The 14113-nt window shown below is 65.1% G+C and carries 16 protein-coding genes; 7 read left to right on the forward strand and 9 right to left on the reverse strand.

Annotation, left to right across the window (positions count from 1 at the left end; translation table 11 throughout):
* Positions 1-67: 67 nt before the first annotated feature.
* Both NA637_RS15655 and NA637_RS15660 read left to right on the forward strand, forming a co-directional pair.
* On the forward strand, positions 68-907 hold the full coding sequence (locus NA637_RS15655; protein WP_033939142.1) for an AraC family transcriptional regulator: 840 nt from the start codon (positions 68-70) through the stop codon (positions 905-907).
* A gap of 88 nt (positions 908-995) precedes the next feature.
* Positions 996-1631, forward strand: coding sequence for a LysE family translocator (locus tag NA637_RS15660; protein WP_042933703.1), 636 nt, complete (start codon positions 996-998; stop codon positions 1629-1631).
* Between the two features lie 107 nt (positions 1632-1738).
* On the opposite strand, the gene NA637_RS15665 is transcribed toward NA637_RS15660, so the two are convergent.
* Positions 1739-2356, reverse strand: coding sequence for a LysE family translocator (locus tag NA637_RS15665; protein WP_033939129.1), 618 nt, complete (start codon positions 2354-2356; stop codon positions 1739-1741).
* Positions 2357-2422: 66 nt separating this feature from the next.
* Between NA637_RS15665 and NA637_RS15670 the strand changes: the two genes are divergently transcribed.
* On the forward strand, positions 2423-3346 hold the full coding sequence (locus NA637_RS15670) for a LysR family transcriptional regulator (protein WP_042933704.1): 924 nt from the start codon (positions 2423-2425) through the stop codon (positions 3344-3346).
* 40 nt (positions 3347-3386) lie between these two features.
* Here NA637_RS15670 and radC read toward each other — a convergent pair whose 3' ends face one another.
* From radC to NA637_RS15695, 5 genes are all read right to left on the reverse strand, one after another.
* Complete coding sequence (radC, locus tag NA637_RS15675) at positions 3387-3896, reverse strand: RadC family protein (protein ID WP_033939127.1); 510 nt, start codon at positions 3894-3896, stop codon at positions 3387-3389.
* Between the two features lie 325 nt (positions 3897-4221).
* Complete coding sequence (locus NA637_RS15680; RefSeq protein WP_042933705.1) at positions 4222-5367, reverse strand: PDDEXK nuclease domain-containing protein; 1146 nt, start codon at positions 5365-5367, stop codon at positions 4222-4224.
* Positions 5364-6563 carry a tyrosine-type recombinase/integrase gene (locus NA637_RS15685; protein WP_042933706.1) on the reverse strand — a complete coding sequence of 400 codons (1200 nt, stop codon included), beginning with the start codon at positions 6561-6563 and terminating at the stop codon, positions 5364-5366. The genes NA637_RS15680 and NA637_RS15685 overlap by 4 nt, the downstream gene beginning before the upstream one ends.
* Before the next feature lie 226 nt (positions 6564-6789).
* Positions 6790-7155 carry a hypothetical protein gene (locus tag NA637_RS25705; RefSeq protein WP_423836738.1) on the reverse strand — a complete coding sequence of 122 codons (366 nt, stop codon included), beginning with the start codon at positions 7153-7155 and terminating at the stop codon, positions 6790-6792.
* A gap of 251 nt (positions 7156-7406) precedes the next feature.
* Entirely contained in the window at positions 7407-8465 is a 1059-nt protein-coding gene (locus NA637_RS15695) for an aminopeptidase (RefSeq protein ID WP_256073287.1), read from the reverse strand.
* 127 nt (positions 8466-8592) lie between these two features.
* Between NA637_RS15695 and NA637_RS15700 the strand changes: the two genes are divergently transcribed.
* The 3 genes from NA637_RS15700 to NA637_RS15710 all read left to right on the forward strand — a co-directional run bounded on the left by NA637_RS15700 (position 8593) and on the right by NA637_RS15710 (position 10572).
* On the forward strand, positions 8593-9018 hold the full coding sequence (locus NA637_RS15700; protein WP_256073278.1) for a hypothetical protein: 426 nt from the start codon (positions 8593-8595) through the stop codon (positions 9016-9018).
* A gap of 120 nt (positions 9019-9138) precedes the next feature.
* Positions 9139-9549, forward strand: coding sequence for a hypothetical protein (locus tag NA637_RS15705; protein WP_256073279.1), 411 nt, complete (start codon positions 9139-9141; stop codon positions 9547-9549).
* 27 nt (positions 9550-9576) lie between these two features.
* Positions 9577-10572 carry an LLM class flavin-dependent oxidoreductase gene (locus NA637_RS15710; RefSeq protein WP_256073280.1) on the forward strand — a complete coding sequence of 332 codons (996 nt, stop codon included), beginning with the start codon at positions 9577-9579 and terminating at the stop codon, positions 10570-10572.
* A gap of 45 nt (positions 10573-10617) precedes the next feature.
* Here the strand turns inward: NA637_RS15710 and NA637_RS15715 are convergent, their stop codons facing one another.
* Positions 10618-11544: an NADP-dependent oxidoreductase gene (locus NA637_RS15715; protein WP_256073281.1), complete on the reverse strand. Its 927-nt coding sequence runs from the start codon at positions 11542-11544 to the stop codon at positions 10618-10620.
* 10 nt (positions 11545-11554) lie between these two features.
* The gene (locus NA637_RS15720) at positions 11555-12112 is read right to left on the reverse strand and encodes an NAD-dependent epimerase/dehydratase family protein (RefSeq protein ID WP_256073282.1); all 558 of its coding nucleotides are present in this window, start codon (positions 12110-12112) and stop codon (positions 11555-11557) included.
* Between the two features lie 216 nt (positions 12113-12328).
* Here NA637_RS15720 and NA637_RS15725 point away from each other — a divergent pair, with 216 nt between their 5' ends.
* Complete coding sequence (locus NA637_RS15725) at positions 12329-13687, forward strand: cation:proton antiporter (protein WP_256073283.1); 1359 nt, start codon at positions 12329-12331, stop codon at positions 13685-13687.
* Positions 13688-13742: 55 nt separating this feature from the next.
* Here NA637_RS15725 and NA637_RS15730 read toward each other — a convergent pair whose 3' ends face one another.
* Complete coding sequence (locus tag NA637_RS15730; RefSeq protein WP_168425932.1) at positions 13743-13958, reverse strand: dodecin; 216 nt, start codon at positions 13956-13958, stop codon at positions 13743-13745.
* Between the last annotated feature and the right edge of the window lie 155 nt (positions 13959-14113).

Here is a 14113-nt window from a genome sequence, read left to right on the forward strand (position 1 = left end):
TTTCCGAGACACCGCACCTTTCAGAACAACAATGTGCGAAGACTGCATGGACGCCGATCTCGAAACGATGACTAGCCGTCCGGACTGTGCAGGCCAATGCAGCGATACCCAGGCATTCTGGCGCGATCCGGCCTTGCCCTTCGTCGAGAGCCGCCGCGCCTGCCAGAGCCGGGCCTGCTACAAGCCCCACCATCACCCGACCTTTTCCATTGGTGCCGTCGATGGCGGCACCAGCGTTTTCACCGGTGCCGCCGATGGCCCGGTTCTCCTGTCCCCTGGCACGCTCGTCTTCGTGCCCGCATCACGTGTCCATGCGTGCAACCCGGCTCCGGACACCGCCTGGAGCTACCAGATGCTGCACCTGGACGCCGCGTGGCTCCAGGCTGTTCGGCGGGAGTACGCCCGAACCGACGCGATGGACGACGAGCCGGTGCGCATCGTGACCGATCCGGCGGTCTATGCGCACTTCTGCCGACTCAACGTGCTGCTGTTCAAGGAAGGCGACCCGATCGAGAAGGAGGCCGCGCTGATCGAGTTCGTCGGGGACTACGACACCGAACAGGGGCTCTCCATCAAAGGGCCGACCGTGCCGTCGAACCTGGCGGAGCGGATTCGGCCCGCCCTGGACTGTCTGTGTGCTTCGCCCACCGCCACTACCACCCTGGAGAAGTTGGCAGACCTGGCAGGCATGAGCCGCTATCAGGTGATCCGGGCATTCCGCGCCGTCACCGGCATGACGCCGCACGCCTGGCAACTCAACCAGCGCGTCAACCTCGCCAGGGAGTGGATTCGCAGCGGTGACAGCCTTGCAGACGTGGCCCAGCATCTCGGCTTCGCCGATCAGGCCCATTTCCAGCGGGTGTTCAAGGCGCATGCCGGTGTGACGCCCGGCCGTTTCCGGGCCTGACGCCGCAAGCGGCGCGGCTGCAATTTCCTTCAATACGGAAGGCGCTGCGGCCGGCACACTGCGTAGAAAAACTACGAGTGCGTCCTGAATGCAGCCGTTCCTGATGATTGCCGCAGCGCATTTCCTGGCGCTGCTTTCTCCCGGCCCCGACTTTTTCCTGATCGCCCGAACCTCGCTGTCCGCCGGCTGGCGGGTCGCCAGCGGCGCCTGCCTGGGGATCGCCGTCGCCAATGGCGTTTTCATCGTTGCCGCCTTCGCCGGCATGGCGGCACTGCGCCCGGACAGCCTCCCGTTCGTCGTATTGCAACTGGCCGGCTGCGCTTACCTGCTCTATCTTGGCGTGCTGTTCATCCGCCACGCGGGCCGCAGCGACCTGGATGTCTCGAATGGCGGGCGTTCCACGGCACCCGCGCATCCTTTCATCGCGTGGCGACGCGCAACCGGCATGGGCTTCCTGTCCGGCATCCTGAATCCGAAGAACGCGCTGTTCTACGCGAGCCTGGCCGCGATGCTGACCGGCGCGCATGCCAGCGCGGGCTGGAAGACGATCTATGGCGTCTGGATGTTCAGCATCGTGCTGCTGTGGGACGTGCTGGTCGCAGTCCTCATCGGCAACCAGGCCGTGCTGCGCCGCTTCGCGCGGGCGCTGCCGTGGCTGGAACGCATCTCCGGTGCCATGCTGATCCTGCTGGCGGTGGCTGTCCTCGTCCTCCTGGCACGTTGAGAAGCACACGATAGGGAATGGATTTCCGAAACGCTGTCTCGGATTTCCGAGGCAGCGTTTCCCCCCCAGGGTCGAGACGCCGCAGGGCGGCGCGATGCCCCGCGCAGTCAGCGCGCCCCGCGCGCCACCGCCAGCAGGACACCGAATCCGACCAGCAGCCCGCCGAAGGCGCGGTCGATCCAGTGGCGCACGGCCAGCAGCCGGTCGCGCACGGCCCCGGCCGAGAAGCAAAGCGCCACGAGGCCGAACCAGGCCATGTGCGCAACCGAGATGAATGCGCCGTAGCCGATCTGCACCGCCAGCGGCGTGTCGGGCCGCACCACCTGCATGAACAGGCTGACGATGAACACCGTGGTCTTCGGGTTCAGCGCATTGGTCAGGAAGCCGGTACGCAAAGCCGCCATATCCGACAGCGGCGCCACGGTACTGTCGGCCAGCGCGCCGCTGGGCTTGGCGCGCAGCATCTTCACGCCGAGATAGATCAGATAGACGGCACCGACCAACTTGATGGCGTTGAACAGCCAGAGCGACTGCTGGATCAACAGGCCCACGCCGACGAGCGTATAGGTGACGTGGACGAGCACGCCCAAGCCGATGCCCAGGGCCGTCAGCATGCCGGCACGGCGCGACAGCATCAGACTGTTGCGCGTGACCATCGCAAAGTCCGGCCCAGGGCTGATGACGGCCAGCAAGGTGATTGTGATGACAGCTATCAATTCGGTCATGGCGTATCCTGTCGAAGAACAACGAATTAGCGAGATGCTACCGACAACATCTCCCGGTGGATAACGATGTTTTCTGACAAGAATGGTGAGCTGGAATCACCATCGAGCGATTCGCGCCTGCCTTCGCTGCTGGCCCTGCGCTGCTTCGAGACGGCGGCCCGGCTGGAGAATTTCAGCCGGGCGGCGGCCGAGTTGCACCTGACCCACGGCGCGGTCAGCCGCGCCGTGCGCCTGCTCGAAGACGAACTGGGCGTGGCGCTATTCGAGCGCCGCAGCCGGCGCGTGTTCCTGACCGATGCCGGCCGCACGCTGGCGCGGGCCGTGGGCAATGGGCTGGATCTGATGCGGCAGGCCGTCGGCGAGTTGCGCGCCAGCGCCCGCCAGGGGCGGCGCTGGGTGCTGTCGTGCGAGCCGACGCTGCTGATGCGCTGGCTGATCCCGCGCTGGCCGGACTTCCAGGCCCGGCATCCGGGGATCGACGTACACCTGGTCGCCGGGGGCGGGCCGTTCTCCTTCGCCAACGGCATCGACCTGGCGATCCGCCGCGACGACTTCCCCTGGCCCGAGGGCTACCACGCCGAACCCTTGTTCGCGGAAAAGGTCGGCCCGGTCTGCCGTCCCGACAAGGTGGCGGCCTGGTTCACCACGAAGAAGGCCGGCGCCGCGCTCAAGGCCGGCGCACCGCGCCTGCACACGCGCACGCGGCCGGGCGCGTGGCCGGAATGGGCGGCGGCCGCAGACCAGCCCGCACCTGATGCGCCGGGACAAACCTTCGATCATTTCTATTTCAGCTTGCAGGCGGCCGTGGCCGGCCTGGGTGTGGCGGTCGGCCCGTGGCATCTGGCACGCGACGATCTGGACAGCGGCGTGCTGGCCGCGCCGCTGGGTTTCGTGGAGGACGGCTCGCGCTATTGCCTGTTGTCGCCGCGGCCCTTGCAGCCCGATAGCCCGCAGGCCGATTTGCTGGCATGGCTGCGGGCCTTGGCATAGCCGCAATCGGGCGCAGCAAAAAGGGGCCGAAGCCCCTTGGTCAGATCAGGCCGCGTTCTGCGAACGACGCCGTGGTGCTGCCAGCGACGATGACGTGATCGAGCACGCGCACGTCCACCAGCCCCAGCGCATCCTTGAGCCGCCGGGTCAGCGCCCGGTCTGCCGCGCTCGGCTCCGGGTTGCCACTTGGGTGGTTGTGCGAGATGACCAGAGCCGCCGCGTTGAGCCGAAGCGCCTCCTTGACCACTTCGCGCGGATGCACTTCGGCCGAGTCGATTGTGCCGTGGAACATTTCCCTGTATTCGATCAGCCGATGCTGCGTGTCGAGGAACAACACCGAGAACACCTCATGCTCGAAGCCGGCCAGCTTGGCAAGCAGGTATTCCTTGACCGCCGCCGGTGAAGTGAAAGACGTACCCCGCTGCATCTTCTGGTCGATGACCAGGCGCGCGGCCTCCAGAATCTGATCGGCCGATGCCAGCGCATAGTGCCCGTGAGAGTCACGCACCAGCAAAGCGTCATCGAACGAGGAAAAGGACAGTTGCGACATGATCGTGCTCCGGTTGCTCGGGCGGAATTGCCCGGAACCGTGTTCAGCACGGCGCAGCGCAAGCAGTCACAAGGTCGAAGACGGCCGCCAGGACGCCAGCGCGCATGGCGCGCGCCGCCTTTGACGGCGAGAACGCCGTGGTACGGTGAAGGGAACAGCAAGACCGCCTAAACCCCGCCCACTGCACACACCCGCCTTTGAGCAAGCGCAGCGCGCAGGCCCGCGAGGGCCGAAGGCGTCAGGGGTCAAAGCTGGATGGCCGCGATTCGGCACGAAGCGCGGGGCGCAGCCCGCGAACCCGACGGCGGCACGCCGGGACGCCCGGTTATCGCTTGCGCTTCTTGGGGACGATCGTTCCGCGCGATTCGATCAGCCGCCGCGTGTTCTCCAGTTCCTCTTGCAGCACTTCGGCATCCGGCAGCACCATCTTGTAGTTCGCCGCCATCACCTTGGACGGCAAGCCCTCCAGCGCATACCGCGCCAAGGCATGGCCCTTGTCGGCGCAGAGGATCAGACCCACGGGCGGGTTCTCGTCGGCAAACGTCCAGTGCTCCTTCGCATAGTTGCAATAGAGGTGCATCTGGCCCACGTCGGCATGGGTCAGCGCGCCGAGCTTCAAGTCGATGATGACCAGGCAACGCAAGCGACGATGGAAGAACAGCAGATCGACCCGATACCAGGTCTGGTCGATGCGCAATCGGCGCTGCCGCCCGACGAAGGCGAAACCGTCGCCCAGTTCGAGCAGGAAATCCTCCAGCCGCCGGATCAGGGCTTGCTCAAGATCGGATTCCGAATACTCATCCTTGAGGTCAAGGAACTCCAGCACATACGGGTCTTTGATCGCGTCGTCGGGAGTGACGGCATCCCCGGGGTTGGGCACGGCGCCCTTGACCAGCATCGCCGCCTTGTTCTTCGACAGCGCCGTGCGCTCGTAGAACTGGCTGTTGATCTGCCGGTCGAGCTGGCGCACGCTCCATCCGCCGCGCAGGGCTTCGGCCTCGTAGAAGCGGCGGGCGTGTTCGTCCTTGACCGACAGCAGCCGGACGTAGGCCGACCACGGCAGCGTGAAGACCTGGGCCAGTTCATCGAGGCGCCAGGGACGCGCCCGCGCCACTGGCGCCGGGGAAGATTCGCTAGACACTGTCTGGCGAATTGGCCAGGTCAGGAAGAACGACCGCATTTGCTGCAAGTTCGGGCGGCTGAACCCGCGCCCGAACTGCGCGGTCAAGTCAGCCGACAGCCGTTCGATCAACTGTTCGCCGTACCCGGCACGCCGCTTGCCCCGTTGCTCGGCCTCCACGATCCGGCGGCCAATCTCCCAATAGCTGGCGGTCATCAGCGCATTGACGCTGCGTGCCGCCGCATGGCGGGCGGCATCGAGCACTTCCACGATACCGCCGTGGATGCCGGCATAACCGGCTGGCGGGGCGGCGGGGGTGTCCCCCGCCACCGAAAGCGTCTTCTTGCTCATGCCGTCGCCTCCGCAAGGCGCCGCACGCCCGTGATGGCCTGCCGCCGGCTCGCCACCAGTTCGGCCGCTTCCCGCACCGGCTTGTCCTCGGTGTGGACGTAGTGCATGAACATCGCTACGGTCTTGTGGCCCGTCAGCTTCATGCCCACCTTGGTTGGCACGCCCGAATTGGCAATGTCGGTGGTGGCCCGGTGGCGGATACCGTGCGTGCCAACATGTGGCACGCCGGCGGCCTTGAGCACGCGCTTCCAACCGCCATAGTGCTCGCCGTGGGTCAAGTGTTTGGTCGCGTCGTTGGGCGACGGCAGGACATAGGGGCAACCTTCCAGGCGCGGCGCCGTCGAAAGCAGCCGATAGGCTTCCTCGCTCATGGGCTTGGAGATGCCGCCGGTCTTGCTGTCGGGCCAGACCACCCGGCGCTTCTCCAGATCAACCCAGTCCCATTCGAGCGGGCAGATTTCGGAGCGGCGGGCGGCAAACTCGAATTGCAGGCGGATCGCCAGCGGAATGACGTAGTTCTCCAGTCCCTCTGCCTCCAGCGTCTCCAACTGGCGGAAGATCCGCACCAGTTCATCGTCCACGATGAGCCGGGTTTCCTTGCCGGGCGGGTACATGGGAACGTGGCGGCACGGATTGGTGCCGTCCGGGCGAAGGCCCCACACTTCGGCCAGGTTGAACATCTTGCGCAGCACGCCGAAGGTGCGGTTCGCCTCGGCCGGCTTGTGGGCCAGCTTCTTCATCAGCGCGGCCACGTCCGGGCGCTTCACGTCCTGCACCTTCATCCGGCCCATGATGGGAATGATGTTGCGGTCGATGACCCCCTGATAGCCGCGCTGCGTGCTGGGCTTGTTGCGCTGCTTGGAGTAGTCCTCCATGAAGGTGTGGCAAAACTCCTTCATGGTCGGCGCCTTGCGGGCGGCATTCTTGGCCGCGCTGGGGTCGCCGCCCCGGCGCACCTCGGCCAGCCACTCCTGCGCCATAACACGGGCTTGCTCGACGGTCAGTTCCCCGTACTGGCCCAGGGCGGGCTTGCGGCGCTCGCCGGCGTTCGTGCGGTACTGGAGCATGAACACCTTACGACCCGCTGGGGTGATCTTGCACAGGAAGCCGGGCACCACGGTGTCCCGGAGTTCGACGGCCTGCGCCTGGGGCTTTGCCGCATCGATGGCGGACTTGGTGAGTTTGATTTTTGCCATGATGACTCCTCGGAAACCTCGGTTTCCAAGAGCCACATGGGAGCCACGCGACCGGAAGCCGGGTCAAGTTTCGGAAAGCACCGGCATATGATGGACGCGCCTAAGTTATTGATAAACCTGCTGTAGCGGGCTTAGGCGCAGTCCAGCGAAGTGCCGGGCTGGAGTCATCGTCAAACAAAAAAAGACGCGCCCTAAGGCGCGCCAAGGTTTGAAGCGCACGCGGTATTCATTGCACCTGGCTAAGCAGGTCCTTGCGCAAGCGCGACTTGATCTTCACCACATGGTCGTCCTCTTGCTCCTTCGCCTTGTGGAAGCCTTTGGCGATCTTCGGATGACCGCCCGCTTCGGCCAGTTCGATCAGCAGTTCCCAGGCGGCGTTATCCTCCAGTTCGACGGTGAGCAACGCGCCCCTGCCCCGCGCGAGGTTGGTACGCGGTTCGGTCAGCACCTGCATCACGCCCATGACGCGCACGCGGGTAAAGGCGTCGTCATCGAGCTTGCTGATCGGCTTGCCTGCCATTTCCTTCCAGGTGAACTTCTGCTTGTCGAGCGGCATGCGCTGGTGGTCGAGAATGCCGGTCAGGTTGCCCATGCAGCCTCCGTTTGAACGGTTTGATTGGCTAGGCGTACGGAATCCGTACGGCCAAATCACGGGTCAGCTGAGCTGACGACTTAAAAAAGGGACGGAGGCAAGCGGAAAAGAATTCCGTGGAATTTGAAGCGAACAGGCAAAGAGTCGACAAGCGGCAGCAGGCAACCCCTTCGAGCAGGCTCCGATGCAGCGAAGCGCAATCGGTCCAGAAGCCTTGCCGCATCGGCGTTCAAGCGAAGCGGCAAGGTGTCTCAGCGAAGTGCCTCCAGCTGACGCTTCCGCTCGTCGGCGGGCAGTCGGCCCAAGGCAGCGACTCGGGCATGGAAATGCCGCCAATCACCGCCGAGCTGCTCGAACAGCGCGGCGAAGGCAGGCACCCATTGATCGTAGAGGCCGAACGGAACCAGGCTGGCATTGTTCAGTGGCCGGGCCATCCAGCGATCGAAACGGTCGTCGCCGTTCCACGGCCCGTCACGCAGCCGCCGATAGGCCTGGCGCATGCGCATGAATTCGGCGGCCTTGGCAGCACGCATTTCCGCTTCGCTCAAACCGGATGCATAGAGCGCGGCCAAGCGCTCGCGGGTCGCCAGCGCCAGCCGGCTGAGGTCGGCGTATTGATCGCGCAGCGTATCGCTGGACGGCGCCAGCCCACGACTGGCGCGCCACTGCCGCAGCCCTTCGCGCTCGACAAAGGAGGCGTAGGATTCGTTGAACGCCGTATCGTCAGTGACATACAGTTGCTGATGCGCCAACTCGTGGAAAATCAGCCCGGCCAGCCGATCGTCGTCCCAGCGCAGCATCGAGCTGAGCAGCGGATCGTCGAACCAGCCCAGGGTCGAATAGGCCGGCACGCCGGCCACCAAGGTATCGTAGCCCTCGGCTTGCAGCAGTGCCGCTGCGCCGCGGGCGCGGCCCGGCTGGTAGTAGCCACGATAGCCGACACAACCGGCGATCGGAAAACAGTGGTTCAACGGCGCCACCGAAAATGCCTCGGTAGCGAACAGGTTCCACGCCACGTAGGGCCGTTTGATGTCGGCGTACAGGCGGTAACTGTCGTTGTCCGGCAAGCCCAGGGCACGGCTGGCGAAGCCTCTGGCCTGCAGGGCGAGGGCCAGACGCTGACGCAGCGGCTGCTCGGTCTGCGGGTCCTCGATGACCGCCGCGATGGGCTGGCGCTGGCGCAGCAGCTCCAGTTGGCCAACCGCCAACTGCCCATAATAGGTGCTGCAACCGTTCAGACAAACGGCGAGCAACAGCGGAACCCACCACCCGCCAGGGTTGTCGACAAAGGCGGCTTGCAGCTTCGAAATGAACAAACGCTTGCCCGCATTTGAAGACCCATACGGTCGATGCGCCGAGCCTACAACGAAGTCCACCCAAACACCGAACACGCCGGTGCCAAACAGCCAGGCCGACACCGATCGGAGACCCAGTTCCATGCGAATCCTGATGCTTGCTCTTGCGCTATCCAGTCTGGGCGGTTGCGCCATGTGGCTGCCCAAACCGGACCCGAACCAGGCCTGGATCGACCTCGCACCGCACGGGAAGACCGAATTGCTGGCCGTGGCGGTCGATGACAAGCCGCTCGACGACAGTCGCTATTTTCAGGTCGAGCCGGGCAGCCATCAGCTGGGCATGCGCTATCGCTTCGAAGTCGGCCCGGCCGATGTAGGTCGCGACAGCGAAGCGCTGGCACGCGACTGCCGCCTGACCCTGAGCTATGACCGCTTCAATGCCGGGGCCCGCTATCGACTGGTGGCTGGCGGCTACGGCTTCCGCCCCTGGGCCAAACTTTACGACCAGCACGACCGCATGCTGGCCAAGGCCACCGAGCGCGGCTGCGGCGGGGTCGCTACCCGCTAGCGTTCTGTTGTGAACCGTTCTGTGGCGGTGCAGTCGTTGAAAAAGCGCACTATCTGGCTCAGGCTCATTGGCTGACCGCGACAGCAGATGCTGATCCTGCGGTTATCCGGAGGATTCACCATGCGTCTGTTATTCGCTCCATTGCTGGCGCTCGGCCTGACCGGCTGTGCCGGCCCCCTGCCCGCACCCGACCCGAACATGGCCTGGGTCGAGCTGACCGCTCAACCCAGTGACATTTTCATGTCCGACCAGCTGGACGGTGAACGCACACCCGATGGTCGCTATTTCCAGGTCAGCCCCGGTGCGCATGAACTCGAAGCGCGCTACGAATTCGAAATCGGCAGTGGCGGCTTCGGCATTTTTGGCGATACCCGGTACCTGCGCTGCACCATGGTGATCAACTACGACGATTTCCAGCCCGGCCGGCGCTACCTGTTCCAGGCCCGCTCGCTGGGCTTCACCCCGCAAGGCTGGCTGCGCGACGAGGACTACAATGTCCTGGCGCGCGCCGAGGCCGAGCACTGCTACTGAGCAGCCGTCAGCACAAAGAGGTAGACGATGTCCCGTATCGAACACACCCGTTTCTCCACCCTGGACCTGGCGCCGATCCGCGATGATGGCGACGCCGGCCTGGCTCTACGCAACTCGCTGGCCCTGGCGCAGCACGTCGAGAAGCTTGGCTTCGAGCGCTTATGGGTCGCCGAGCACCACAACATGGATGGCATTGCCAGCGCCGCCACCTCGGTGCTGATCGGCTACCTGGCCGGCGGTACCTCGCGCATTCGCCTGGGCGCCGGTGGCGTGATGCTGCCCAACCACGCCCCGCTGGTGATCGCCGAGCAGTTCGGCACGCTCGAAGCGCTTTACCCCGGCCGTATCGATCTGGGCCTGGGCCGCGCTCCGGGTGCCGACCAGTTCACCGCGCACGCCCTGCGTCGTGATCGCATGGGCAGCGCCGATGATTTTCCGGCCGATGTCGAAGAGTTGCAGCTGCTACTCGGTCCGCGCCAGCGCAATCAGCGTGTCATTGCAGTGCCGGGCACCGGCAGCAACGTGCCGATCTGGCTGCTGGGCTCCAGCCTGTTCAGCGCTCAGCTCGCCGCCGCCAAGGGCCTGCCGTACGCCTTCGCCTCGCATTTCGCGCCGCGCTACATGCACGATGCGATTCGCCTGTACCGCGAAAACTTCCGCCCTTCCGAGGCGCTGAAAAAACCTTACGTGATGCTCGGCGTGCCACTGCTGACCGCGGATACGGACGAGCAGGCCGAATACCTGGCGACGACGGCCTACCAGCGCATCCTCGCGCTGATCCGTGGCCAGAGCCTGGTGCTGGTGCCGCCCGTGGAAAGCATGCAAGGCAAGTGGCTGCCGCATGAGCAAGATGCGGTAGGCAATTTCCTCGGCATGGCGCTGATCGGCGGGCCGGAGAAGATCCGCGCGCGGCTGGAGATCCTGCTGGACCAGACCCAGGCCGACGAGTTGATCTTCACCTGCGACTTCTACGAGACCGCCGACCGCCACCGCGCCTTCGAGATCCTCGCCGGGCTGCGTTGATGCAGGCGCAGCGCCTGGAGCCTATCCAGGCGCTGCGGATTCCGGTCAGTCGCCAGTCACCTGCACGATGACCTTGCCGCGTACGTGGCCGGTCTGATTCAGCCGCATGGCGTCCGCCGCGCGTTCGAGCGCAAAGCGTTCGGCGATGGGTACTTCCAGCCGGCCATCTGCGGCCATGTCCGCCAGCACCTGTAGATCCTCGCCACTGGGCCTTACCCAGATGTAGTGCCCGCCGGCCTCTGATACCGAAGCGTCAACGATAGAGGCGTGGCGACCACCTTCGCGGAGCACCGCCCGGGTAACCGGCAGCACACCGCCGACGAAATCAGCGACCACATCCACCCCATCCGGCGCCAAGGCCCGTACCCGGTCGGCGAGCCCGTCGCCGTATTCCACCGGCTCGATGCCGAGCGCGCGGAGAAAGTCATGGTTTTTCCGCGAGGCCGTACCGATCACCCGCGCACCCAGGTTGCGGGCGATCTGCGCGCCCATCACGCCGACACCACCGGAGGCCGCATGCACCAGCACGGTGTCGTCCCGCTGCGTACCCAGCCGTGTCAGCAACTGATAGGCGGTGAGCCCGGCCAGCGGCAGCCCGGCGGCCTCATCCCAGCCCAGTGCCTCAGGCTTGCGCGCCACGGCTCGTACCGGAACGCTGACAAACTCGGCGTAGGTGCCGCCCTGAACGAAATCCTTGCGGGCGTAGGACAGCACCTGGTCACCCGGCTCGAATTCGGGCACATCGAAGCCCACCGCCTCCACCGTGCCGGCGACGTCCCAGCCGGGGATGACCGGGAAGAACGTCGGCATCACCGCATCGAGCTTGCCCGACATCAGTTTCCAGTCCACCGGGTTTACCGCAGCGCAACGCACGCGGATCAGCACTTCACCGGGCGCGACCTTGGGCATCGGCTGCTCGCTGAGTTGCAGAACTTCAGGCTCGCCGTAGCGCTCGTAGATCATTGCTTTCATCGAGAGGTCCTCATGATTGATTGTTGTCGCTGAAGTTCGGGGTATAGCCCTTCTCGCCCAGCCGGCGCGGCGCGCCGATCAGGCAGTCTCCGGTGCTGAGCGCCTCGGTGAAACCCGCCCGGCGGATCTTGCCCATGCCGAGACCATATCGAATTCGGTGTTGAAGATGAAGTCGCCGAAGGGCCAGCCCGCCAGCTTGTCGAACGCCACCGGCTGCAGGCCGTGGCGCCCGGCGGTGCGTTGCAGGCATCAGCCATTCCCGGCGGTTGCCGGACCGGAGAACAGGCAGCGGTTCGGCGACCCCCACGTTGATCTCCGCCCCGCGGCCCAGGTCCTGGTCGGGCCTGAGCGCGGCGTAGAATACGTGGATGATGGCGCCGGCCGTGGCGAGCGCTTCACGGGTGGCCGCCGCGTCGGTGAGGTCGAGGTTGAGCGTCTCGACATCGGGGACGAAGGTCCGACGCATGGTGCGAACATTGCAACTGCCGTCCTCGACCAGCGTTTCGACCCGCGCGTGTCCGAGGATGCCGCTGGCTCCCACGACGAGCGCCACTTTCGAATCAGTCATGAATGTTCCGCCCCCTGCCGCAACGCGCACGGCAGACGTAGAAGGTTTCGGTTCGCCCTTTTAGTGACAGGGACACGGGCGGGCAATTCCGGACAGGGACAGCTGGTCCGCAGGAGAGCCGCCATTCGCCGGACGATCTGAACCCAGGTCCGCAAACCGGCTCGAACGTGCACATAAGCGCCGAACCGTTGTGGCGCCTCAGCTTCGGAACTCTGCATGAATTTTCTCGAATGGATGGCCGTGCTCGGCGTCCTGCTGTTGATCCTCGCCCTGGCATCGGCCTACCTGCGCTGGCTGCCGGTCACCACCTCACTGATCTACCTCGGCTTCGGCCTGCTGATCGGGCAGCTCGGCATCGGCCTGTGGGAAATGGACTTCCTGTTGATCGCCGACTGGATGGAGCACCTCACGGAAGTCGTGGTACTGGTATCGCTGTTCGTCAGTGGCCTCAAACTGCGCATGCCGCTGGGCCATCCGGCCTGGAGGAGCACCTATGTTCTCGCCGGCCCGGTGATGCTCGCCTGCATCGCCGGAGTCGCGCTGTTCTGTCATTACCTGCTGGGACTGAACTGGGGCCTGGCGGTACTGACCGCCGCGATCCTGGCGCCGACCGACCCGGTGCTGGCCAGCCTGGTGCAAGTCAACAATTCCCGCGACAGCGATCACGTGCGCTATGGGCTGTCCGGCGAGGCCGGATTCAACGACGGTACCGCGTTCCCCTTCGTGGTGTTCGGCCTGCTGCTGATCGAGCAGGGAACCCTGGCTAGTGGCTGGGTGAGCGAATGGGCGCTGCATCGGCTGGTCTGGGCCGTACCGGCCGGCCTGGCATTCGGCTACCTGCTTGGCCGTCTGATCGGCAAGCTGGCGATCTTCTTGCGTGCCCGCCATGCCGATACATCCATGTCGCCGAACGATTCGCTGGCGCTTGCACTGATCGCACTGGCCTATGTCGGCGCCGAGCTGATCGGCGCCTGGGGCTTCCTCGCGGTGTTTGCCGCGGGCCTCGGCTTGCGTCACGCCGAGAAGGACGCAGCCAACGAGTCGGAAACCCCGTCCGAGGAGCTGATCGCCCAGGCCGTTCCGCACATGGCCGAAGACGGGACCCGTGAGCTGCCGCTGAAAGATGCCAGAATAGATCAACCCAAGGTCGCCGCTGGGGTGATGATGGGCGATATCCTGACCTTTGGCGGCCAGCTGGAGCGCAGCCTGGAAGTACTGCTGGTGACTATCCTCGGCGTGCTGGTTTCGGTGCACTGGGACTGGCGCGCGGTGCCCCTGGCATTGGCGCTGTTCGTGGTGATCCGGCCGCTCAGCGTATGGCTGCTGATGCCGCGACGCTACCTGGACCGCACCCAGTTGCTCACCGTCGGCTGGTTCGGCATCCGCGGCATCGGCAGCCTCTACTACCTGAGCTACGCCGTGACCCACGGCCTCCTGCCGGATGAAGCCGAGCAGGTTATCCAACTGGTCATTCCGGTGGTGGCGCTGAGCATCCTGATTCACGGCCTCAGCACCCAACCGTTATTGCGACGCTACGAGCGCAGCCGTGAACAAACGCCGCCGTCAGAGGCCTGACGGCATGGCAGCCCCGGACAGCCGAGCTGCGGTCGCTGCCGGCGGTCTGCAGCGATCAGCTATCGGCGAGACGAAAACCGACCTTCATGGTGACCTGATAGTGTCCGACCTTGCCGTTTTCGACATGCCCGCGAATTTCGCCGACTTCGAACCATTCGACATTGCGCAGCGTTTTGCTGGCTTCGGCGATGCCGTTCTGGATCGCCTCGTCCACGCTGGTGCGCGAGGAACCGACAATCTCGATCTTCTTGTACGTGTGATGATCCGACATGAATGTATCCCCTTGTGGTCTGAGGAGCCTCCGCTCGGAATTGACGCGTCCTGTCCATTGAGGCCCGCAGAGCAGCCCGGAAGTTCAGCGAGGCGGCTCAATCGAGGCGCTGAATGTTTCGCGGGTTCACGCGATAAGCGCCGGCTGGGTGAGGT

It is taken from the genome of Stutzerimonas stutzeri (genome assembly GCF_024448935.1).
Taxonomy (GTDB): Bacteria; Pseudomonadota; Gammaproteobacteria; order Pseudomonadales; family Pseudomonadaceae; genus Stutzerimonas; species Stutzerimonas stutzeri_AO.